The following is a 21,025-nucleotide window of genomic DNA, read 5'->3' on the forward strand; positions in this document are numbered from 1 at the left end:
TTGGAGGGGCCCGGCCTTGGAGGAGCTGGCTCAGTTCGGCGTGATCTCGTGGAGGCGGCAGACCTGCCGCCAGACGCGCGTGTCGAGCGTGCCCGCCCTGTCCTGGAAGTCGGCGACCGGCACGCGGACCGGGCCGGTGAGGTCGAGGAAGCTGTTGTGGTCGGCGTCCGGGTCCCAGGTGCGGGTGGGGATCTCCACGTGGTCGGAGCGGTCCCTGCGGTCCTGGCTCGTGATCTTCAGGACCTCGGCGCCGCCCCGGTATGTCCTGAGCACCACGCAGGGGCGCACCTTGTGGCCTGGCCCGTCCTCGTAGGGCACGTCGGCCCACCAGATCTCACCCGGACGCGGACCGGCCTGCGTGGCCGCGCCGCCGCGCACGCCCGCTTCGCCGCCCGTCGCCGGGCGGCCCCCACCCCGGACCCCGGAGGTGTGTCCGGCGGTGCCGCGCCTCGTGCCGGGAGCGGTGCCGCTACCGGGCCTGGTGCCCGGCCGCGCGGTCCCGGCTGGGGCGCGTCCACCGGGCCGTGCGGTCCGGCCGGCGCGGCCTGACGGGCGGCCGCCCGACGAGGGACGCGGCGCGGACCGCCGGCGCGAGGTTCCCGGCAGGCGCCCGGCCACGCCGAGCACCGCGAAAACGACCAGCACGGCCACGATCACAACCACCCAGATCATGGCCGACAGCCTACGGCCCGGCGCGGACGGCTTGGGCAGCCGAGTCCGCCCCGCCCGCCCCGCTCGGCTCAGGCAGAGCGCCCCCGCTCTGCGCCCGCACACACCGGCGCGCGGGCGGGCAGGGGGCCGCGGTCAGGAGCGGGCGTCCCAGGCGGTGAGGATGCGCGCCTCCTTCTCCGGGTCGATGCCGTGAAGCATCCGGCCGCCGAAGCTGCGCCGCTCCTCGGAGATGTCCTTCAGCCACTCCCAGGTGTCGCGTACGGTCTCCCGTACCGGCCGGCAGGTGAGACCCGCGGCGATGGCCTTCGCGGAGGAGTGCGTCCACACGCCCTGGCGGTCCGCCTCCGGGTACCACAGCGGAAGCTCGGTCCACATCTCCACGCCCTGGTCGACCAGGAACTTGTCGTCGGCCCACACCAGCTCCGCGTCGGAGCCGGTGACCTCCACGCAGTCGTTCAGCCAGCTGCCGTACGTGGCGTTGCCCTGCACCCCGCCCGTCATGTAGCGGCCGGTCGTGCCCTTGGCCGCCTGGTCGAGGGTGAACGCCGCGATGTCGCGGGCGTCGATGAGCTGGATCGGCAGCGACGGGTCACCGGGGGCGAGCACACGCCCACCCTTGGAGATGCGGGTGAGCCACCAGGGCAGCCGGCCCACGTTCTCGTGCGGGCCGAGGATCAGGCCGGGCTGGATGACCAGGGCGCCGCCGTCGAAGTGCTGCTCGACCGCCCGCTCGCAGCCAGCCTTCAGCACGCCGTAGTCGCCGAACTCGGCGGCCGCGTCCGGGGGGCACTCGTGCACCGGGAAGGTCTCGTCGACGCCGGACTTGTCGGGCCAGTCCGGGTAGGCGGAGATGCTGGAGATGAACGTGTAGTGCGGAGCGTGCCCCGACAGCGTCCGCACCGACTCAAGGACGACGCGGGGGATGAACCCGCACACGTCGATCACCGCGTCCCACTGCCTGCCGTCGGCGAGCCGCCGCAGGTCGTCGGTGCTCTCGCGGTCGCCGCGCACCGCCTCCACACCGGGCAGGTCCGTCCCGCTCCTGCCCCGGTTGAACGTCGTGACCTCATGACCGCGCCGCAGCGCCTCCTCGACGATGGCGCGTCCGAGAAACACCGAACCGCCGATGACCAGAATTTTCATACGGTCATCCTTGGCCCGCCCGTGCCGCGCGTCTGCCCCGTTTCACGGTCAGCGGACGTGATCCGCTCACAGCGAAGCCGGCCGTTCCTTCCGGCTCTATCGGAGCGGAGCTCAGCCGGTGCGCAGCTCGGGGACCGGCGTGAACCGCTCCTGCTCCAGCAGGTGTACCCGTGCCGCGCCGATGTCGAAGTACAGGCCCGTGAGCTCCAGCTTCCCTGCCCGTACGAGGGTGTCCACGAACGGGTGGGTCCGCAGGTTGTCGAGCTGCTGGATCACGTTGGTCCGGCAGAGCCGGTCGAGCGGCCCGGCCTCGTCGTCACACGGCTCGGCGGCCACGAACCTGGCCAGGCTCTGCCGCCCGTGCCGCAGCCAGTTGCGCAGCGCGGGCAGGTCGGGCACCTCGCCCAGCAGGGCGGCCATCGCGCCGCATCCCGAGTGCCCGCAGACCGTGATCGTGCGCACATCGAGCACCTTCACGGCGTACTCGATCGTGGCCGCGACCGAGTCGTCGGCGGGGGCGGCGCCGGCGCGCGGCACGAGATTGCCGATGTTGCGCAGTGTGAACAGGTCGCCGGGACCGCTCGCGGTGATGATGTTCGGCACGATGCGGGAGTCCGCACAGGTGATGAACAGGTGCGACGGCGACTGCTTGCGGGCCATGCGGTGGAGCAGGGGGCGGACCATCGGCGCGGTCCGGCGCTGGAACTCCCGCGTCCCCTCCAGCAGGTCGGGCACGCCCTGAGGCTCGCAGACCACGGGGACGTCCTCGTGGCTCCCGCCGTCCGCGCCGATCAGCGCGTAGGAACCGGCGCCGGCGTCCATGGGACCGGGGCGGCGCCGGTAGGCCCAGGGCAGCCACCAGCGGTCGTGCCGGGGCGGGATCCTGGCCGGGAACAGGCGGACGCCGTTGATCGCGGCGGAGTACCACTCGCCGTGCGGCTCGTCCACGTCGATGACACCGCCGGTGCGTTCGTGCTCCAGCCGCCAGGCGTGCAGCGCCTCGAAGGCGGCGTTGTCCATGAAGTCCAGGTGCAGGTCCAGCTCGACCGCGGCTCCCGCGGGGATGCCGCGCAGCGCCTCGGTCAGCCGGGGCACGCCGAGGAACGTCAGCGACCCGGTGACGACGACCCGCCAGCACCGCTCGCCCGCCTGCCGTACGTCCACCGAGACCCAGGCCAGGCGGCGCAGGGCGAGGAGGGCGGCCAGTCCGAGGCCGATCGCCACGCCCTCGGCCAGGCCGATCAGCACGACTCCGGCCATCGTCACGAAGTAGACCGGCATCTCGCGGTGGTTGCGCAGGTTGCGGACGTGCGCGAGGTTGACCATCTGCACGCCGATGAACAGCAGCAGCGCCGCGAGCGCCTCCAAGGGGATCAGCGCGATCATCCAGGCGAAGACCGCGGTGAACAGCAGCACCCACACCCCGTGGAGCACCGAGGACCAGCGACTGCGGGCGCCCGCCCGCACGTTGGTGGTCGTGCGCACGACGACGCCCGCCACCGGGAGGCCGCCGAGCGCGCCGGACACCACGTTCGCCACGCCCTGCGCGGTGAGCTCGCGGTCGAGGTCGGCGCGGGGACCGTCGTGCAGGCGGTTGGACGCCACGCAGGTCAGCAGTGACTCCACTCCGGCGAGGAGGGCGACGAGCAGGACGGCTCCGGCGATCGCGTGCCAGTCGCCCTGCGGCATCAGAGGTCCCTGGACGGAGGAGAACCCGCCCTTCAGGTCCACCTTCGTCAGGTCCCAGCCCGCCACCGCGGCCGTCAGCGTGGCGACCATCAGCGCGGCGAGCGGGGCGGGCACGGCGCGCAGCCGGGGGATGCGGCCCCACACGAGCAGGACCCCGATCGTCAGCACGCCGATCATGACGGCGTGCGTGTGGTTGTCGAGGATCTGGGCGGGGAGTTCGATGACGTTCCCCAGCGCGGAGCGCTGCGGCGAACCGCCGAGCACGATGTGCAGCTGGGACAGCGCGATCACCACGCCGACCCCGGCGAGCATGCCGTGGACGACCGCGGGGGAGACCCCGAGCGCCGCCCGCGCCACCTTCAGCCCGCCGAGGACCAACTGGAGGAGGCCGGCCATGACGGTGATGGCGCACGTGGCGCGCCAGCCGTACGTGTGGACGAGCTCGGCGACCACCAGGGACAGCCCCGCGGCCGGGCCGCTCACCTGGACGACGGACCCGCCGAGGGCGCCGGCGACCACGCCGCCGACCACGGCGGCGACGAGCCCGGCCGCCACCGGCGCCCCGGACGCGACCGCGATGCCGAGCGACAACGGCACCGCCACCAGGAAGACCACCAGCGATGCGGGTGCATCATGCTGGAGTACGGACTTCCAGTTACGTGGCGAGATCGTGTCGTCACTGATTGTCATGGGCTGACAATATGTCAGCCGCGGAGGCCGTCACCAGGCAGGGAACGGGAAAATCACCGGTAGTAGTCGGGATAGTCGCTCTCCGGGTTGCGGTGGTTGCCCCGCCGCCGCCCGCTCGCCGAGGTGGGGGTGTCGTCGTGGGCCTCGTCGTAGGAGGGCCAGCTTCCGCCGGCGTTCTGCTCCGGATACGACGACTGGGCGCCGCCGTAGCCCTGCTGCTGCCGGTCGTAGCCGTACTGGCTCTGCCCCGACGGCGCGTCGTAGCCCGCCGACTCGTACGGCGAGGCGGTTCCGGGGGCTGAGCCGGTCACCGTGTCCGAGGCGTCGATCGTCGCCCAGCCCGCGCTCACCTCGTACGACGGGGTGGTGGGCGACGGCGCCGAGGCGGCCGGGTAGCCGCCCTCCGCCGAGTAGCCGGACGAGTAGCCGTCGTAGGCCGGGGTCTGGTAGGTCTCCGCGTTCGGCCAGGAGGACGCGCCGTGCGACGGTTCCGGGTCGTCGAGCACGTCGCGGGCGCCCGCCCAGGAGGAGGAGTCCGTCGTGGGAGCGGAGGCGGCGGGGACCGGCGGGTAGCTGCCCGCGACCGGCCAGCCGGGGTCGGTGGCGCCGGCTCCGTCGCCGGCACCCGCCGGGTTGGGCGGGTACGACGACGAGGCGTCGGCCGCGCGGAACGGGCCCGTCGCGGCGCGGGACGGATCGTAGGCGTCGGATCGGGGCGCTTCGAAGGCCGCCCACGCGTCGAAGGAGCCGCCGGTCGAGCGGGACGCGGGGTCGGCGAGGGCGTCGGCCGGCGAGGCGGTGGGCGCCGCGGCCTCGAACGCGCCGCTCGTGCGGGCCGGATCGTACGAGCCGGCGGCGAAGGACCCGGAGGCCGGGATGGGGGAGGACGGCGCGGTGTCATAGCGGCCGTCGTGGGAGCCCGCGCCGCCCTGCGAGGCGAACGGCCCGGTGCCCGCGGGCGTGTCGTACGCGGGGGCACCGAACGGGCCGGTGCTCGCGCCGATCCCCAGAGGGTCGGCGCCCGGCTGCGTGCCGTACGAGCCGGTGCCCGCGGACGAGGGGAATGGGCCCGTGGCGCGCTGGCTGTCGTAGGAGCCGCCGGCCTGTCCGGCCTGTCCGGCCTCGCCGGCGGCGGCAGCGGCGGCGGCGCGGCGGGCCGCGGCCCGCGACGACCGGCCGGACCTGCTCGACCTGGCCGGCCTGCCGGACGTGCCCGGCGTGCCCGGCGTGCCCGGCTGCGGACCTGCGGCGGCCGCGAAGGGGTCGCTGGCCGGAGACGCGGAGGCGCCGCTCACCGCGGGGGAGTCGAACGGGCCGGTCGCGCGGCTCGCGTCGAAGGGACCGGTCGAGGGGGAGCCGGCCGGAGCGGCGGGGGCGTCGAGCAGGTCGGGCGTCGGCGCGGAGAAGGTGACGGTCTTCTGGTCGGCGAGAGCCGAGGTGGAGACGGGGGCGGCGGGAGGCACGGGCTCGTTGGCGTCGGCGCGCCGGGCGCGGGCGGGGCGGGCGGGCAGGGGGGCCTGCATGGTCGCGGCGTCGGGGTCGGCCGTCTGGGCCGGGATGCCGGCCGCGCCCTCGGTCTCGTCCACCGGCCGGGGGGTGGCCATCCTCGCGGCGATCGTCCCCCCGAAGCCGCCGTCGTCGGCGCGTACGCGCGACCAGTAGTCGTCGTCGTAGTCGTCGGCCCCGCCCCACTCGTCGACGCCGCGCTTGCCGCGGGCGGCGGCGGGCTGTTTGCCGCCGCGCTGCGCTGCCTGCCGCCCGCCGGGGCGGGGGGCAGGGCGGGGTGCCGGACGCTGCTTCTCCGGCTCCTCGAAGGCGTCGAACCCCTTGGGGAAGCTCTCGAAGAACGTCTCCTCGGCGGGCCGCCGGGGCTTGGGGCCCTTGTTCTCGGCCATCGCCTTGATGCGCTCGGCGGAGAGAGCGCTCTCCCTGCGGTTCATCGACCGCATGCCCAGCGCCACGACCAGCAGCACGAGAAGCACGACGGCGACGAGACCCGAAATGACCGCAGTCATAGCACCACCCTCAAGGCCATGGCCTTTCTGCGGCGCCGGTGAGGTCGCGCGGCCATCGACGCGACCTTCCCCCTTTGATCACCTGCGCTCAGCAATTGGATCCGATTCTGCTCGACCACAATGACCGTTGTCACACCCTAGGTGAAGATTGGTGTAGCACGACTACCTCCGGTGCTCAGCATGTCACTCGATCGTGTTCGCCGTGAGGCGCCCACGGGCGATGGTGTGACTCGCGATGCCCTCCAGGGTCTGCGCGAGGTCGGCGCCCTGCTTCAGGTCGAGCTTCGTGTTCAGCGCGTAGACAGTGAAACGGTAGCTGCCGTCGGCCTGGCATGGGGGCGCATAGCCCACCTTCCCGCTCGACGTCGTGCCCTGCCGGGCGCCCCGGGGGACGTCGTTCATGCCCAGCTCGGTAGTCGCGGGGTCGATGTCGAACACCACCCAGTGCACCTCCGGGCCGCTGTGGGGATTGTTGTCGTCGACCACGAGGGCAACGGACTTGGCGCCCGACGTGCCCGACCAGCGGAGAGGCGGGTTGCCCTGCCCCCCCTTGCAGGAGTAGTCGTCCGGCAGGGGCGCGCCGTCGCGGAACTGCGGGCTCGACACGCTGATGACGTCGAGGTTCCTCGGCGATCCCCCGCCAAGGATTCCGCAGCCCGACGCGGCCAGCGTAAGCGCCGTCACCGTGACGGCGGCTCGCGTGACCGCTGATTTTCTCGGCGACCCCATGCCCGATGATGCTACGCGGATTGGACAGGTGCCCCGACCGGATCGCGGTGATCCGTACCGATGACCGGGCCCGAGCGGGCCGTTGACCTCCGTGTTCTCCGGAATCGATCCGTACGTGCGGAGGACTGGTATGTGGGGGTGTGAGGCTCCGGGCGCCCTTATCCGCCACAATCGAGGCATGCAGGGGGACACGCCGCGAGCGGGCATGAGCTTCGCCGTTCTGGGCCCCCTCGATGTACGGCGCGACGGACGGCCGGTCGAGGTCGGCGGGCAGCGGCTGCGGGCCCTGCTGACGCTCCTGCTGCTGGACGCCGGCCGCACCGTCTCCACAGAGGCGCTCGTGGCGGGGGTGTGGGACGACCGCCCGCCCGGCGGTGTGGGGAACGCCCTGCAGGCGCTGGTGTCCCGGCTGCGGGCCACGGTCGACCGGGGCCTGGTGATCGGCGGGCCGTCCGGCTACCGCCTGGCCGTCTCCCCCGACCAGGTGGACCTCCACCTGTTCGCCCGCCTCGCGAGGGAGGGCGCCGCGGCGCTGGCCACGGGCGACCCGGGCCGCGCCGCCGGCCTGCTGCGTGAGGCGCTCGGCCTGTGGCGCGGCGCTCCGCTGACCGACCTGCCGAACGCCGAGGCCGAGGTGGCCAGGCTGGAGGAGCTCAGGACCGCGGCCACCGAGGACAGGATCGAGGCGGAGCTGGCCCTGGGCCGGCACGCCGACCTGATTTCGGAGCTGCGGCTGCTCGTCACCGTTCATCCGCTGCGGGAACGGCCGCACGGACAGCTCATGCGCGCTCTCTACGGGTCGGGCCGCCGGGTCGAGGCGCTGGCCGCCTACGAGGAGGCCCGGTCCGTGTTCGCCGACCGGCTCGGGGCCGACCCCTCGCCCGCGCTGGCCGAGCTCCACCTCGCGATGCTGAGGGGCGAGCTCGCCGGGGAGGGAACCCGGCCGTCGCCCGCGATGACGCCCACAGGGCTTGCTCGGGTGGAGCAGGCGCTCGCCCGGGTGGACCAGGCGCCGCCGCGCGCTCCGCGCCGGGGCAACCTCAGGGCCCGGCTGACCAGCTTCGTCGGCCGGGACGACGATGTCGGCCGGATCGGCGAGCTCCTCGCCGCCGACCGCCTGGTCACGCTGCTCGGCCCGGGCGGTGCGGGCAAGACGAGGCTCGCGGTGGAGTCGGCCGAGGCGATCGCCGCGCGCGTGCCCGACGGCGTCTGGCTGGTCGAGCTCGCGCCGGTCGCGGACGCGGCGGAGGTGCAGCAGGCCGTCCTGACCGCGCTCGGCCTGCGTGACACCGGCCTGGTGCCCGTGCGCACGGTGCCCGCCATGCCGTCCGCGCCGGGCGGGGAGTCCGACCCGGTGACCCGGCTCGTCTCCGCTCTGGCGGCGCGCGACACGCTGATCGTGCTGGACAACTGCGAACACGTGGTCGAGCAGGCCGCCGCGCTCGCCGACCGGCTCCTCGCCGAGTGCCCCGGCCTGCGCATCCTCGCCACCAGCAGGGAGCCGCTCGGCATCACCGGTGAGAGGCTGTGGCCGGTCGGGCCGCTCGGCCCCGGTCACGCCGTGCGGCTGTTCGCCGAGCGGGCGGCCGCCGCACGCCCCGGCTATCCCGTGGACGGCGAGCGCGACGCCGTCGAGCGCATCTGCCGCGAGCTCGACGGCATGCCGCTCGCCATCGAACTGGCCGCCGCCCGGCTCCGCACGCTGTCGGCCGGGCAGATCGCCGAGCGGCTCGGCGACCGGTTCCGGCTGCTCACCGGCGGAAGCCGTACGGCGATGCCCCGCCACCAGACGCTCCGCGCCGTCGTGGAGTGGAGCTGGGACCTGCTCGACGCCGACGAGCGCGCGCTCGCCGCGCGGCTGGCGGTGTTCGCGGGCGGGGCCACGCTGGAGGCCGCCGAGCGGGTCTGCGAGGGCGACATCGACGTGCTCGGCAGGCTGGTGGACAAGTCGCTGGTCGTGTTCGACGGCTGCCGCTACCGCATGCTGGAGACGATCAAGGCGTACGCCGCGGAACGCCTCGCCGAGTCGGGCGACGAGCGGCCGGTGCGGATCGCCCACGCCGAGTTCTTCGCCCGCCTCGCCGAGGCCGCCGAGCCGCACCTGCGCGGGGCGGAGCAGATGGAGGGGCTGACCCGGCTGTCGACGGAACACGACAACCTGTCGTCGGCCCTCAGATGGGCCTGCGAGGAGGCCGAGGCGGACCTCGCGCTGCGCCTGGTCGGCGGACTCGGGTGGTACTGGTGGCTGTCCGGCCACCGGCTGGAGGGCGCCCAGCGGTCGGCGGAGGCGCTGGCCCTGGCGGGCGACGACGGCGACCCCGCGCGGCTGGCGCTGGCCCACGCGGTGCACGGCATCATGAGCGCGGGCGGGGAGGGGAACCTGCCGCAGGCCGGGCGGAGCCTGTCGGCCACGATCCGGTACGCGAGCGAGGACCAGAGCCCCGCCTTGCACCCGCTCGTGGCGATCGCGGTGCCGATCATGGCGATGTTCTCCGGCCTGCACGGGGAGGCGGAGTCCCGGCTGGAGCCGCTGCTCGGGCATCCGGACGACTGGGTGGCCGCCTCCGCCCGCATCTTCCGCGCCAACCTGTACTTCAACGCGGGCCGTTCCGAGGAGGGCGAGGCCGACCTGGTGCTCGCGCTCGACAAGTTCAGGGCGGTCGGAGACCGGTGGGGGGTGGGGAACTGCCTGAGCGTCCTCGCGGAGACGAACGCGATGCGCGGCGACTTCCGGGAGGCCGTGCCCCTGATGAGGGAGGCGATCGCGCTCCTGGAGGAGGTCGGGGCCGTCGAGGAGACGCCGTTCCTGCGGACCCGCCTGGCCGTCACACTGAACGCGGCGGGCGACCGGGAGGCCGCCGAGGCGGCTCTCCGCGAGACCGAGCGGGTGTGCGACGCCACCGGCGACCCCCTCGGGCTGGCCGGGGTGCGGCACGTGCGGGGCGACTTCGCCAGGGCGGACGGCGACCTCGAGACGGCGCGGCACCTCTACGACGAGGCGGTCCGGCTGCTGAGTTCCACGTGGACGATCCCGCAGTTCCAGGCGACGCTGACGACCTCGCTCGGCATGCTGGCCGAGCAGGAGGGAGACGCGGCGGCGGCACGCGCCCTGCACGACAAGGCGCTGGCCCTCGCCGTGGAGTCCAACGACGCTCCGGTCATCGGGCACGTGCTCGTCGGGCACGCCGCGCTCGCCGCCCGCGACGGCGACCACGCGCGGGCCGCCGTCATCCTCGGCGGGGCGGAGGCCGTCCGCGGGTTCGTCCACGACCTGAGCATCGACCACCGGAGGGTGGCCGGCGCCGCCCGGTCCGCGCTGGGGCCGGGGGAGTTCTCCCGGTGCCGCGAGCGCGGGCGCGCCATGAGCCGGGACGAGGTGCTGGCCTTCGCGTCCGCCGGGCCGTGACCCGCCCGGACGCCGTGCTTTCAGGTGCGGTTGCGCAAGGCGCGGACGGCGAGCGGGGCGAAGACGACCGCGATGCCCGCGGCCCACAGCAGCGAGATCGTCGTGTCCGACGCGACCGGCCCGCCGCTCAGCAGTCCGCGGACGGCGTCCGCCAGGTGGCTGACCGGGTTGACCTCCACCCACTTCTGCAGCCACGACGGCATGGTGTCGGTGGCGACGAAGGCGTTGCTGGTGAAGGTGATCGGCATCATCAGCGAGAACATCATGATCTGCACCTTCTCCTGGCTGGTCGCGGTGACGCCCACCAGCACCGCCATCCACGACATCGCGAGCGCGAACGCCAGCAGCAGCGCGAGCGCGCCGAGCACCCCGGCGATCCCCGTGTGCACCCGGAAGCCGAGCACCATGCCCAGCCCGAGGAACAGGGCGAACGCCCAGACCTGCTTCAGCGTGTCGGCGACGATGCGCCCGGCCAGCGGTGCGAAGCGGGCGATCGGCAGGCTGCGCAGCCGGTCGAAGACGCCCTTGCCGATGTCGGTGCTCAGTCCCACGGCCGTGGTCATGCTCGCGAACAGCATGTTCTGTGCGACCAGGCCGGGCAGCGCGAACTGCAGGTAGTCGCCGGTGGAGCCCGAGATGGCCCCGCCGAACACGTAGGTGAACAGCAGCAGGAACATGATCGGCTGCACGCTGAGGTCGAGCAGCTCCATCGGGTTGTGCTTGATCTGCACCAGGCTGCGCCAGGCGAGCGTCATCGTGTGGCTCAGGGCCGCCCCCGGGCCCGGCCGGGGGGACGCCGCGACCGTGGGCGCGGTCCGGGCCATCGTGGTCATCGTGTCTCCTCGTCGCTTCGTGCGTCCTGTGACTCCCGTCGCGGCCTCACGCCGCGGCCTCGGCGTTCTTCTGCTCCTCGTCCACGGCGCGGTGCCCGGTCATCGCGAGGAACACCTCGTCGAGGCTCGCGCGGCGCAGCGACAGCTCCGCCGCGACCACGTCGAGGTCGTCGAGGCGCCGTACGATCGCGGGGACGGCCGCGGGGTCGCGCACCGGGGCCGTGACCTGGCCCTGGGAGACCTCCGGCGTGACGTCGAGCACGTCGGCCACCACGCGGCGGACGAGATCGAGGTGGGCGGCCTCGATGGGCCGCACCTCCAGGACCTGGCCCCCGGTCGCCGCCTTCAGGCCGTCAGGCGTGCCGCTCGCGATCACCTTCCCGTGGTCGAACACCACGATGTCGTCCGCGAGCTGGTCGGCCTCCTCCAAGTACTGCGTGGTGAGCAGGACGGTCACGCCCTCGTCCTGGAGGCCGCGGACGACGGCCCACAGCTCGGTGCGGCTGCGCGGGTCGAGGCCGGTCGTCGGCTCGTCCAGGAACAGCACCTGGGGGCGGCCCACGAGGCTCGCGGCGAGGTCGAGCCGGCGGCGCATGCCGCCCGAGTAGGTCTTGGCCGCCCGGCCGCCGGCGTCGGTGAGCGCGAAGAGGTCGAGCAGGCCGTCGGCCCTGCGCCGGGCGTCCGCCCTCGTCAGGCCCAGCAGGCGGCCGATCATCACGAGGTTCTCGACCCCGGTCAGGGTCTCGTCGACGGCCGCGTACTGCCCGGTCAGCCCGATCAGCGAACGCACCTGGTGCGCCTGACGGACCACGTCGAACCCCGCCACGCGCGCCCCGCCCCCGTCCGGCCGCACGAGCGTCGCCAGGATCCGCACCGCCGTGGTCTTCCCCGCCCCGTTGGGGCCCAGGACGCCCAGGAGACGGCCCTGCGGCACCTCCAGGTCCACCCCGTCCAGCGCCCTCGTCTCTCCGTACCGTTTCGCCAGGCCCTCCGCCTGGATCGCGTATCCCATCGCGTCTCCTCCGCTCGTTTGCGCATCCACTCTGCGGAGCGGCGCTGACAGGGCCCTGAGGGCGGCCGTCAGCCGCTGACATATCGCTGACGGCGTCCCTGGGGTGTAAGGCGTGACAGGTCAGCTCCGCGACCCGGCGGAGGTCGTGGGGCCGGCGGAGCTCCCGGCCGGAGAGAACGCGGCTCGGTGGGACGCGCGCGCGGGCCGGGCGCGTGCGGTCAGCGTGGTGTCTTCGTCCAGGTCGGGGCGGGCGCCAGGCGGAAGAGGAACACCTGATCGGGACCCCCGGTGCAGGACTTCTGGGCGAGCTCCGCGCCGGGGACCACGTCGGCCTCGCCGTACAGCGCTCCGAGGCACAGCCCGCTGTGCAGGGGGCTCAGGGCGAACCCCGCCCCCGCGGGCTTCAGCAGGAACAGCTGGTGCGGCGCCCCCGAGCAGTTCGCGGGAGCGATCAGCACGCCCGGACCGGTCAGCGCCTCGTCGACGGTGAGGCAGCCGGTGCCCTCTTTGGGATGGTGCCACTGGATCTCGTGGGCGCCGTCGCCGATCCGGTGCAGGTAGGTGTCGGGAACGACGTCGCGGCAGGGCCGCTGCACGGCCAACGGCCGGTCGGTCCGCCCGTTGCGCTCGCGTCCCTCTCCGATGCACAGGTCGCGTCCGGCGACGTGTGAGGGGACGATGTGGTACCACCCGTCGCGCGGCGTGCGGGTGCTTCCGGCCGTCACGGCGGCGGGGGAGGCCGAGGGCCGCGCGCCGCCGCCGGTCAAGGAGGCACGCAGCTCCGGCAGGACCGTGCTCGTGGCGAGGAGCAGGACCACGACGCCCGCCCCCGCCACGGCGAACCGCCGCAGCGCCCGAGTCTCCGGTCGTACGGCGTCTCGGCGCGGTCCGGAAGGGTCGCCCGGCACGGCGGGGTTCGCGGGACCGGCCTGTTCGCGCCGGTCGAGACCGTCGGGCTCCAAGCGATCGGCCTGATCGGGCCGGCCATCCGGTCCGGGCTGTTCTCGCGGACCGGGCGGGTGGTCCGGGCCGGCGGCCGCGTCGTGCGCATCGGCCGGCGGCGTCATGCCGGCGGCCAGCCGTTTCCTGTGCGCCACCCAGCGCGCCGTCTCGGCCTCGCCGAGCCCGCAGGCTCGTACGAAGGCCGCCACGAACTCCTCCCTCGGGAGGGTCGTGCGCCCGAGAGCCCCCGCGATCGTGCTGGTGGGCAGCACGTCTCCCGACGCCTTCGCGGCGGCCGTGAGCTGCCGGTAGGTCAGGCCGGACCACTGGCGGAGACGGCCCAGCGCGGCGACGAATTCGGCCGGGGTGGTCAGGCCGTCGGGCGGGGGAGGCGCGTTTAACGGCCCTGACACGACGATCCTCCCAAGCCACGCTTCGGCGTCGATCCGGGCGAAACACTAACAAAGATCGATGACGCGAGGCAGCCCCTCCGGGTCAGCGGATTCCGCCGCCCGGAGGGGCCTGGAGGTGTCGCTCGGTTCTTATCCCTGGTCGCGCTTGGTCACGTAGACGAAGTCGCCCAGGTTGAATCCCGCGTCGAGGCCGCGGTCGGCGTCCCAGCGGTAGTGGACGCCGAGCCAGAGCCTGCTGAGGGCGTCCTCCTCGGCGGCCTGCTCGAAACTCGTGAAGGTCCTGGTCTTCGGGTTGGCGTTCGGATCGTCGGTGGACGCGGTGAAGGTCAGGTTGTGCCCGAACCACCTCTGCATCACGCCCGCCCAGGCCCCCGCGAACGTGGCGTGCCCCGATATGTACGCGGGGAAGGGCGGCGAGAAGTGCTGTCCGGCGGCGTTCACCGACAGCGGCTCCCAGGATGGGTCGGGCGTGACGGCGGGGTTGAGACTCGGGTCGGCCAGCCTGATCGCGCTCTCCGGCCGCCACAGGTCGATCGGCGTGTCGAACTTCGCTCCCCAGGCGACGATCGACGCGTCGGCCAGCGCCATGGACAGCAGGTTGAACAGCTCGGCCGTCTCGTTCTGCCTCAGCCCCTTCTGCTTGGCGACCGTCTGGGTGATGGCGAACAGCTGCCCCACCGGCCGGTAGGTCCCTTTGCCGTCGTTGGCCCAGAAGAACGCCGCCTGCGTCTGGTCGGCGGACCGCGAGGTGGGGTTCTTCGCCCCGCCGTACGCCTTGACCTCGTTGACCTGCTGCGCGTACTGGGAGCTGCGTACGAGCTGGTCGTAGGAGGTGAAGCCGCCGGTCGGCGGCGGCCGGAACTGCGTGGAGGACGTCATGGCGAACGGCTTGAGCTTCCACCAGTTCGGCGCCACCGCCGGTCCTGAGCCCGTCTGCCGCCACGCGCCGGGGACCGTGCCCTCCGTGTAGGAGAGGTCGAACGCCGGCCCGTCCCCCGACCTTCCGGCGATCATCAGGTCGCCGATCCTCTCGCCGTCGGCCCGGCCGCCCTGGATGTAGCGGGACGGGACCGACGAGGGGATCTGCGCGAGCGCGTAGGCCAGGTTCGCGTCGAAGTCGATGTACGGATAGAGGTGTTCGAGCACGCGGTGCGCCGCCGCGTCCATCGTGGCCTCTATCGAGTCGCTCGCGTTCTGCTACGTGATCTTCGGCAGGTACGTGACCGGCGCGGCCGGCCAGTTCGCGTCGTGGATTGCGATGTGCAGCATGGCGCCGGCCCGCGCGAGCCGGGTCGGGTCCCCGTCGTGGCTGGACTGCGGGTCGACGCCGTCCCGGGGAAGGGTGCGGATGGTGTCGAGGAAGACGCTGTTCCAGTAGAGCACGTGGTCGAAGGCGGACGCCTGCGGCGGTGGCCCCGTGACCGCCGCGTGCGCTGCCTGGGGGAGCGCGACCAGCGTGCCGGCGGTGACCACAGCGGCCGCCGCGATCACGCGTACGCGTTTCCACCGTGAACGTCGATGCAAGGAGAACCTCCGTGGGGAAGGCCCCCTCTCCCCGGCCCGGCGCCGGGGAGAGGGGTGCACCACGGAAGATCCTTGATCGGCGAGACGCAGGACAAGGTTCATGATCGTGCGGAACTGTTCCGGACGCTCCCGTACGGCCCCGCCCGCGTGAAAACGCCTGGAAGAGCTGCCCGCGACGTCCGGTCACGCCGTGACGGGGCGTCTCGGGGCGCGTCCTGGGGCAACGGGGATTCGGGACGGCGGCATGCCCGCACAGACCGCGAAAGGCCGGCCGGCGAGTTCGCCGGCCGGCCTTTTCACGCCGGTTCGTCAAGGCGCCGACCCCGTGGACGGCTCTGCGGGCGGTGCCGGAAGGCGCCGCGTCCTGTACGTCAGTCCTGCTTGCGCGCGCCGAACATGATCTCGTCCCAGGTCGGCACCGACGCCCGGCGTCCGCGCGACTTGCGGGGCCGCGGGGGAGCCGGCTTCGGCACGGGCGGGGCGGGCGTGTCGGGCTTGGCGTCCTTCGAAGCCTCCTTCTGCGCCTCCTTCGCCCCGTCCTTGGACCCGTCGCCCGCACGCTGCGTCTTCCCGGCGTCCCTCGTTCGGGGCACCGGGGCGGCAGGGGGCGCCTGGGCCGCGGGTGGCTGAGCCGCAGGTGCCTGCCGCGCGGGTGCGGCCTCGGCCGCGGGCTGCGCGGGAGCCTGTGCGGCCGGCGTGGCCTGTGTCGCCGGGGCCTCTGGCGTGGCCTCGGCCTGTGCCGCCGGGGCCTCTGGCGTAGCCTGTGCCGCCGCGGCAGCCGGGGCCGCGGGCGTGGTGGCCTCTGCCGCCGGAGCAGCCGGAGCGGCCGGAGGCGCCGGTGTGGCCGGAGCGGAAGGAGTCACGGTGGGCTCCGAGGCAGGCCCCGGGATCGCCTCGGGGGGCGCGCTCGGCGCGGGCACGCTCGCCGCTGTGGCGTCGGCCGCGGGCCCTGTCACGGGCTCCTTCGCGGACTCCATGGGCTGCGCGGGTGCGGGGACGGTGACGGGAGCGGCGGCCGCCGGCGACGCCTCGTCCGTCGTGCCCCCCGCCGTGTCCGTGTCCCTCTCCGTGGCTGTGTCCCTGCCCGTGGCTGTGTCCCTGCCCGTGGCGGTGTCCATGACGGTGTCCGTGCCCGTGTCGGGGCCCGGCTGCGTCGCGGACGCGGCGGCCGATCGCTCGGCCGGTGCCGCGGCCTCCACAGCCGCCTCGGAGACCGCCGCGGCGGCCTCTACAGCGGCAGCTGCGCTCTCGCGGCCGGAGGCGCCGCCCTGGGTGTCCGGGGAGGACGCGACAGCGGCCACGACGTCCGTCGCGCCGGAGCCCGTCGTCCCGGAGTCCTGGGTGGAGTCCGGGGTCGCCGTGGTGCTCGTGGTGCCGGTGGTGCTCGTGGTCCCAGTGGTGCTCGTGGTCGTGGTGGAGTCCTCGGCGGCCACCCGGTCGGCGGTCGTCGCCGGGCGCGTGGCCTCCTGCGTGTCCGCGCTGTATGACGTCGTGCTGGGTGACGTCGCGCTGGTGGAGGCGTCGGGTGCGGTGTTCGGGGCGGCGGGCTCCTGCGGGCGGGACACCGGTCCTGCGACGGTGGCCTCGCCGACGGCCGCCGCGGCGGCCGTCGGGAGCGCGCCGGACTCGACGGTCACAGCGCCTGGCGCGGCGGCCTCCGCCGTGGGCGCGGGTGTGGTGTCCGCGAAAGGCTGGGACGCGGCCTGTAGTCCCACCGCGTCCTGACCGTCCTCGCGGCCCGCGCCGTCCGCGACCGCGTCCGAGCCCGGAGCGTCCGGAACGACCCGGGCGGTCTCGGCGGGCGGCGCGGCCTGCGCGGCGGACGCTCCGGCGCTGTGCGCCGTGTCCGCCACTCCGGCTTGGACATCGGCCGGCGGGAGCACGGCATCGTGGGTGGCGATGAGCGACTGCGGCAGCCGGAAGGGCACCGGGGTCAGCTCGGGCCGGTACGCCGCCGGCTCGTCCGCGTACGGCTCGGGCCGCTCGGGCCGACCGGATTCCGCGCGCAGCGGCGGGCTCAGCCGCGGCGGCGGCACGGGCTCGGCGAACGCGGCGGGCTCGGAGCGTACGGCAGGCAGGCCGAAACCGGGCTCGCCGCGGCCCGGAGGGGCCTCGGGCAGCGGCGGCACCGGGGCGAGCTTGGGGGACGCGAGGCGGGGCACGAAGGGCCGCACGGTCCCGTCGTTCCGTTCCGGCTCGACGTACTCCGCGGCCGACAGGCGCATGGCCTCGTCGTCGTTGGGGGTGATGTGGCGGCGGCGCGGGTCGAAGAGCCACTCGGCGTGCCGGGTGTGGCCGTTCCAGACGAAGCCGAGCTTCACCCGCCACAGGTTGTCGTCGCGCTTGGCGGAGTCCCAGTCGATCTCGTCGGCGGGCACGCCGCGCCGGGTCAGGCGTTCGGCGACCAGCTCGCCGAGCGTGGGCCCGGGGGTCGTCTCGCCCGGCATCCGGACCGAGACCCGCTGGGCCTGCTGGGCCATGTACTCGCGCTCCTGGAGAACCGGTCCCTCGAACCAGCGGACTCTCTCCACCGGAATGCCGGCGGTGGCCGCGATCTCCTCCGCCGTCTCGCCGGCACGGATGCGAGTCTGGATCTCCTTGGGACGCAACGGGCTCTCCACTTCGATCTCGTACTGGCCGAGACGGGAGAAGTTGCCGCGAACCGCAGCGCGGAGCCGGTCGTCGACGGGCAGCGTGAAGCGCGTGCCCCGCCCGGCCGTCGCCAGAACGAGGTACGTTCCGTCCTCACTTACCGCGACGAGACGGAGCTCCTGCATGCGAGTCCCTTCGTCGTCGTGCTCTGTCTTCCCCCGGACCCTTGAGTCTCTCGCGTGAGCCGGTTGCCTTCCAGCACCGTACCCGGCATGTCCGAACATCGCCTCGCCAGGGGGCGAGGCAGATGTTGTGACCCCGGTCACATTTTTCGCGTTCACCTTTCCGCAACCTGTCGGTCGTGTGGGAGCGGCAGCCCACAGACGGCGGCCGCGCCGCCGATCCGGCCCAGAAGGCGAGAGCGAGGGTCGTGTCTCCTCAGGTGGTGCGCGCCCACCGCCCGTCCGTACGGCGCGAGCGCGGCGCACGGCGACGTGACCGTGCCGTACGCCGTGCGGCCGGACCTGCGGGAGGGTCTCATTCCTGCTTGCTCCCTCGGGTTCGAGTGGCGCGCCGGGCTCTGGTGTGCCCGTGCTCCGCAATGTGCCTGCCCGAGGGCCGGCGCGGGCAACGCGACACGCGGAAGACGCCGGACCGTGGAGAGGGACTTTACGCGGCCATGGGGTCAGCCTTCCCGCGACGCGCCGAGCACCCGGTCGAGGTAATCGTTGCCGAACAGCCCGTCCGGGTCCATTTCGCGGCGCAGTGCGAGGAAGTCGCCGAACCTCGGATACACGCCACGCAGGTAGTCCGCGTTACGGGTGTGGAGCTTGCCCCAGTGGGGCCGGCCCCCCAGCCTGACCATGATCTCCTCCACGCCCTCGAAGTACGCGGGGTTGGGCGCCTGGCGGTAGACGTGGCAGGCGACGTACGCCGAGGGCCTGCCGTACGCGGTGGACAGCCAGGCGTCCGAGGGCGGCGTGACCCGCACCTCGACCGGGAACGTGATCTTCCAGCCCGAGCGCTCGATCAGGTCCCGGGTCTCCCGCAGCGCCTGGGCGAGGTGGGGGCGCGGGATCGCGTACTCCATCTCCAGGAACCGGACCTCGCGCACCGACGTGAAGATCTTGTAGGAGGTGTCGACGCACTCCGACGCGCCGAGCATGCGCGCGGAGATCCCGTTGATCGCGGGCACCGCGCCGGGGAAGCGGGCGCCGAGGGCGCAGGCCGCGCCGAACAGCGTGTTCTCCAGGAAGACGTTGTCGAGCCACCGCTTGAACGCCGCGGGCGGCCGGGCCGGTCCTGTGTCGCGGTTGTTGCGTTTGACCAGGCAGGTGTCGGTGTGGGGGAGCCAGAAGAAGTCGAGGTGGTCGTCGGCCTCCGTCAGGTCGTCCAGCGTGTCGAGGATCCGGCTGAACGCCATCGGCTCGCGGCGGTTGCGCAGCAGGAACGCGGGCTCCACCCGGAACGTGACGGCGGTCAGGATGCCCAGCGCGCCGAGGCCCACCCGGGCCGCGTCGAACAGGTCGCCCTCGCGCACGGTCGTCACGGAGCCGTCGGCGAGCACCATCTCCAGTTCGACGACCTGGTCGGCGAGGCCGCCGACGTGCCTGCCGGTGCCGTGGGTCCCGGTCTGGATCGCCCCGGCGGCGGTCTGGGCCGTGATGTCGCCCATGTTGGCCAGCGCCAGGCCGCGCCGGTGGAGTTCCTCGTTGAGCGCGTGGAGCGGGGTGCCCGCGGCGACCTTGACCCACCCGTCGCCCGCGTCGAGGACGCCGGTCAGCGCGCCGGGCCGCAGCAGGATGCCGTCGGTGAGCGCGACTCCGGTGAACGAGTGCCCGGTGCCGGTCATGCGGACTCGCCGGCCCGTCTTCGCGGCGTCCCGTACGGCGTCGGCGACCTCGTCCGCCGACGCGGGGGCGCGGACCTCCGCGGGGGTGACCGACTGGTTGCGCGCCCAGTTGACGAAGGCGTCCATGCTCCTCCTCGCCCCGGCGCCTGCCCCGGGGTGAACATGAACACTACTCATGAATCGGCCCGCTGCCTACGGGGCCGGCCTCGGTCTCAGTTCGTGTGCTGATGACGCACCCGGACCAGCGCCGAGCCGGTGAGGCCCACAACGGCCGCGAGCAGCGCGCAGGCATAGGAGAAGCCGTACGCGTTGGACGCGCCGAACACGTCGGTCAGCCGTCCGCCCGCCCAGGAGCCCACGGCCACGCCGAGGTTGATCGAGGTGGTGATCCACGCCATGCCCTCGTTGAGCTGGGTCGCCGGCACCATGCGCTCCACCAGCGAGAACCCGGTGATGAGGGTGGGCGAGATGGACAGGCCGGCGACGAAGAGCGCCAGCGCCATGACCCGCACGTCGCGCATGAGCAGCACCGGCGTGAGCCCGGCGGCGAACAGCGCGAGCCCGCGGACGAACCGGGCGCGCAGGCTGATCTTCCACTGCCGCGAGCCATACCACAGGCCGGAGACCGCGCTGCCGCACGCGATCGACGCGAGCAGCAGTCCGGCCGCGCCCTTGCTGCCATGCTCCTCGGCGAAGGCCACGGTGATGATGTCGACGGAACCGAACACCGCGCCCATGGCCAGGAAGACCGCCGACAGCAGCGCCACGCCCGGGATCGCGATCGGGGACCCGGCCGCCCCACGGTGCCGTACGGCAGGCGGTTCGGTGCCGCGGAGCGAGGCGAACGCCAGCGTGCCCGACACGGTCAGCACGATCGCGGCGATCAGGCCCGCGTAGGGATTGATCGCGATCGTGAGGGCGGTAACGAAGGCGGGGCCGCCGACGAAGATCAACTCGTCGGCCACCGACTCGAACGAGAACGCGGTGTGCAGCTTGGCGGGGTCGTCGAGCACGTGCGACCAGCGGGCCCTGACCATCGAGCCGAGCGAGATCCCGGTGGCCCCGGACGCCGCGCCGGCGGCGTACAGCGTCCACTCGGGAGCCCCGGCGTGTGCGCACAGCATCAGGGTGGTGAGCGAGCAGCCGTGCAGCAGCACCAGCGGGACCAGCACCCGCGCCTGGCCGAACCGGTCCACCAGCCGCCCCGAGAGGGGCCCGGCCACGGCGACCGCGATCGAGAGGGTCGCCGCCACGGCCCCCGCCTTCGCGTACGAGCCGGTGATGGCGGTGATCAGCAGGATGACGCCGATGCCGAGCATCGACATGGGCGCCCGCCCGACGAACCCCGCGATGACGAAGCCCTTGACTCCGGGCGCGCCGAACAGCCCGCGGTACGGCCCGACCATGTTGTGTTCCCCTTCGGCACGGTAGTGCGTGTGCGTCCGGGCCGGCCGTTCGACAGCGGCGGCGGTCCCGGGAGAGGCCCCGGGACACGCGGACGGCGTTTGTCTCC

The 21,025-nt window shown here is 73.7% G+C and carries 13 protein-coding genes and 1 pseudogene; 1 reads left to right on the forward strand and 13 read right to left on the reverse strand.

Annotation, left to right across the window (positions count from 1 at the left end):
• Window positions 1-30: 30 nt before the first annotated feature.
• From ACQEVJ_RS12365 to ACQEVJ_RS12385, 5 genes are all read right to left on the reverse strand, one after another.
• Complete coding sequence (locus ACQEVJ_RS12365) at window positions 31-672, reverse strand: type II toxin-antitoxin system PemK/MazF family toxin (RefSeq protein WP_433100313.1); 642 nt, start codon at window positions 670-672, stop codon at window positions 31-33.
• A 132-nt stretch (window positions 673-804) separates the two neighbouring features.
• Window positions 805-1,815, reverse strand: coding sequence for an NAD-dependent epimerase/dehydratase family protein (locus tag ACQEVJ_RS12370; protein WP_433100315.1), 1,011 nt, complete (start codon window positions 1,813-1,815; stop codon window positions 805-807).
• A 111-nt stretch (window positions 1,816-1,926) separates the two neighbouring features.
• Window positions 1,927-4,194 (reverse strand): SulP family inorganic anion transporter, encoded by a 2,268-nt coding sequence (locus tag ACQEVJ_RS12375; protein ID WP_433100317.1) that lies wholly within the window; start codon window positions 4,192-4,194, stop codon window positions 1,927-1,929.
• A gap of 53 nt (window positions 4,195-4,247) precedes the next feature.
• Window positions 4,248-6,209 (reverse strand): hypothetical protein, encoded by a 1,962-nt coding sequence (locus ACQEVJ_RS12380; protein ID WP_433100319.1) that lies wholly within the window; start codon window positions 6,207-6,209, stop codon window positions 4,248-4,250.
• A 183-nt stretch (window positions 6,210-6,392) separates the two neighbouring features.
• Window positions 6,393-6,938, reverse strand: coding sequence for a YbhB/YbcL family Raf kinase inhibitor-like protein (locus ACQEVJ_RS12385; RefSeq protein ID WP_433100321.1), 546 nt, complete (start codon window positions 6,936-6,938; stop codon window positions 6,393-6,395).
• Window positions 6,939-7,116: 178 nt separating this feature from the next.
• Between ACQEVJ_RS12385 and ACQEVJ_RS12390 the strand changes: the two genes are divergently transcribed.
• Window positions 7,117-10,344, forward strand: a complete 3,228-nt coding sequence (locus tag ACQEVJ_RS12390) for an AfsR/SARP family transcriptional regulator (RefSeq protein WP_433100323.1) — start codon at window positions 7,117-7,119, stop codon at window positions 10,342-10,344.
• A 20-nt stretch (window positions 10,345-10,364) separates the two neighbouring features.
• On the opposite strand, the gene ACQEVJ_RS12395 is transcribed toward ACQEVJ_RS12390, so the two are convergent.
• The 8 genes and pseudogenes from ACQEVJ_RS12395 to ACQEVJ_RS12430 form a co-directional block, all read right to left on the reverse strand.
• Window positions 10,365-11,177 carry an ABC transporter permease gene (locus tag ACQEVJ_RS12395; protein ID WP_433100325.1) on the reverse strand — a complete coding sequence of 271 codons (813 nt, stop codon included), beginning with the start codon at window positions 11,175-11,177 and terminating at the stop codon, window positions 10,365-10,367.
• A gap of 46 nt (window positions 11,178-11,223) precedes the next feature.
• Window positions 11,224-12,189, reverse strand: coding sequence for an ATP-binding cassette domain-containing protein (locus tag ACQEVJ_RS12400; protein WP_433100327.1), 966 nt, complete (start codon window positions 12,187-12,189; stop codon window positions 11,224-11,226).
• A 218-nt stretch (window positions 12,190-12,407) separates the two neighbouring features.
• Window positions 12,408-13,544, reverse strand: coding sequence for a helix-turn-helix domain-containing protein (locus tag ACQEVJ_RS12405; RefSeq protein ID WP_433100329.1), 1,137 nt, complete (start codon window positions 13,542-13,544; stop codon window positions 12,408-12,410).
• Window positions 13,545-13,673: 129 nt separating this feature from the next.
• Window positions 13,674-14,711 (reverse strand): vanadium-dependent haloperoxidase, encoded by a 1,038-nt coding sequence (locus ACQEVJ_RS12410; RefSeq protein ID WP_433100331.1) that lies wholly within the window; start codon window positions 14,709-14,711, stop codon window positions 13,674-13,676.
• Window positions 14,712-14,741: 30 nt separating this feature from the next.
• Complete coding sequence (locus ACQEVJ_RS12415; protein ID WP_433100333.1) at window positions 14,742-15,068, reverse strand: hypothetical protein; 327 nt, start codon at window positions 15,066-15,068, stop codon at window positions 14,742-14,744.
• 2,213 nt (window positions 15,069-17,281) lie between these two features.
• Window positions 17,282-17,845 (reverse strand): annotated as a pseudogene (gene sepH / locus ACQEVJ_RS12420) (septation protein SepH); the annotation flags it as partial.
• 500 nt (window positions 17,846-18,345) lie between these two features.
• Window positions 18,346-19,638, reverse strand: a complete 1,293-nt coding sequence (locus ACQEVJ_RS12425) for a D-arabinono-1,4-lactone oxidase (protein ID WP_433100336.1) — start codon at window positions 19,636-19,638, stop codon at window positions 18,346-18,348.
• An 86-nt stretch (window positions 19,639-19,724) separates the two neighbouring features.
• Entirely contained in the window at window positions 19,725-20,918 is a 1,194-nt protein-coding gene (locus ACQEVJ_RS12430; protein ID WP_433100338.1) for an MFS transporter, read from the reverse strand.
• Window positions 20,919-21,025 lie beyond the last annotated feature (107 nt).

Origin of the sequence: Microbispora sp. CA-102843 (genome assembly GCF_050936215.1) — a bacterium.
Lineage (GTDB): Bacteria > Actinomycetota > Actinomycetes > Streptosporangiales > Streptosporangiaceae > Microbispora.

What these genes read in the sequence shown, in the direction of transcription:
- ACQEVJ_RS12365 (WP_433100313.1), bottom strand. Translation starts at nt 672, where the DNA reads ATGATCTGGGTGGTTGTGATCGTGGCCGTGCTGGTCGTTTTCGCGGTG.
- ACQEVJ_RS12370 (WP_433100315.1), bottom strand. Translation starts at nt 1,815, where the DNA reads ATGAAAATTCTGGTCATCGGCGGTTCGGTGTTTCTCGGACGCGCCATC.
- ACQEVJ_RS12375 (WP_433100317.1), bottom strand. Translation starts at nt 4,194, where the DNA reads ATGACAATCAGTGACGACACGATCTCGCCACGTAACTGGAAGTCCGTA.
- ACQEVJ_RS12380 (WP_433100319.1), bottom strand. Translation starts at nt 6,209, where the DNA reads ATGACTGCGGTCATTTCGGGTCTCGTCGCCGTCGTGCTTCTCGTGCTG.
- ACQEVJ_RS12385 (WP_433100321.1), bottom strand. Translation starts at nt 6,938, where the DNA reads ATGGGGTCGCCGAGAAAATCAGCGGTCACGCGAGCCGCCGTCACGGTG.
- ACQEVJ_RS12390 (WP_433100323.1), top strand. Translation starts at nt 7,117, where the DNA reads ATGCAGGGGGACACGCCGCGAGCGGGCATGAGCTTCGCCGTTCTGGGC.
- ACQEVJ_RS12395 (WP_433100325.1), bottom strand. Translation starts at nt 11,177, where the DNA reads ATGACCACGATGGCCCGGACCGCGCCCACGGTCGCGGCGTCCCCCCGG.
- ACQEVJ_RS12400 (WP_433100327.1), bottom strand. Translation starts at nt 12,189, where the DNA reads ATGGGATACGCGATCCAGGCGGAGGGCCTGGCGAAACGGTACGGAGAG.
- ACQEVJ_RS12410 (WP_433100331.1), bottom strand. Translation starts at nt 14,711, where the DNA reads ATGGACGCGGCGGCGCACCGCGTGCTCGAACACCTCTATCCGTACATC.
- ACQEVJ_RS12425 (WP_433100336.1), bottom strand. Translation starts at nt 19,638, where the DNA reads ATGGACGCCTTCGTCAACTGGGCGCGCAACCAGTCGGTCACCCCCGCG.
- ACQEVJ_RS12430 (WP_433100338.1), bottom strand. Translation starts at nt 20,918, where the DNA reads ATGGTCGGGCCGTACCGCGGGCTGTTCGGCGCGCCCGGAGTCAAGGGC.